The organism is Congzhengia minquanensis (assembly GCF_014384785.1).
In the GTDB taxonomy this organism is placed as follows: Bacteria; Bacillota; Clostridia; order UBA1381; family UBA9506; genus Congzhengia; species Congzhengia minquanensis.
In genome coordinates this window covers 1-1,147 of sequence record NZ_JACRSU010000017.1, presented here as the reverse complement: position 1 = coordinate 1,147, position 1,147 = coordinate 1, and the positions used below count along the sequence as shown (strand labels likewise).

Sequence of the window (1,147 nt, the reverse complement as noted above, 5' to 3'; positions counted from 1 at the left end):
GCATGCGATACTTAGACCCCACATCAGGACGGTTCTTAACTGAAGACCCTGCAAAAGACGGTTTGAACTGGTTTAGCTATTGTGGTGGCAATCCCGTTAAGTTTACCGATCCGTGGGGATTAGTTACAATGAAAGATATTGCCTTATATATCGAGATAAATAACATTGATGTTGAGGCTATGATTAAAGAAGATCCGAAAAATTACAAATATAATATAAGCAGAGATGCTGAAAACTGGATTGCAGGTCAGGCAGGATATGATCCGGTAACTTCAAAAGAATACGATGGTCACGTTGTTACATTTGCCTTTTACGAATACAGTGAAGATAAATCAGCTCCCGAAAACTCCCAAAGTCTTGCGTTAAATGGCATAAGAGATGGCTGGAGCGGTGAATATGACGGAAAGGCCCATCGTGTTATTATGGTTAATGTAAATGCTACAAACAATATTGTTTTAAAAAAGCACCAATCATTCCAAATAGATGTAAGAGCAGGAAAAGGCATTTCAAACGTATCTGGTAATACCATGACATTATATTGGGGTGACAGCAGAAATAACAAGTCATATTCGGATGATGATTTTTCATGGGTTGCTGCACATGAATTTGGCCATACCCTCGGTATTGACGATGCCTATAGTGATAAAAATTTCAAAATCGCTCCAAAATCCATTATGAACAATCAATGGGCGACAGGTGGTAAGGCAGAACCGATTGATTTTGCTATGATGAAAAAGGCACAATTTGGAAATCGTGGAAGTATGTGGACAAAATACAGCGATAATCTTGATCTTTTGGATAATTTAGGAGTTTATTATGAATTAAAATGATAATGAAAGGATATTAATATGAAAAAATTTATTTTAATATGTTTTATGGTGCTTATACTTACAACCATAACTGCTTTTAGTATCGGCAGTATATCTTCTGCCAAACAGTATATTGCATATGAAGCAAATTTCACAATTGAAATAGACGGTGTAGAACGAAATTTTTATCATCCAATTGTTTCCATTGACGATAAGGCATATGTTGCTTTAACTGACTTTGCATCATGGACTGGCAGAACTGCAACATGGCTTCCGGAACAAAATAAAATTAGGGTTGCAGAAAGAAACAATGATATGTCAAATAAACTGATTATTTA

The 1,147-nt window shown here is 35.8% G+C and carries 2 protein-coding genes; both read left to right on the top strand.

Features of this window, described 5'->3' with window-relative positions; translation table 11 throughout:
- Positions 1 to 830, top strand: an 830-nt coding sequence (locus H8698_RS13210; RefSeq protein ID WP_283245485.1) for an RHS repeat-associated core domain-containing protein, incomplete at its 5' end; no start/stop codon positions are given.
- 18 nt (positions 831 to 848) lie between these two features.
- Positions 849 to 1,147 (top strand): hypothetical protein (locus H8698_RS13205; RefSeq protein WP_249313902.1); only part of this gene is annotated, 299 nt, incomplete at its 3' end.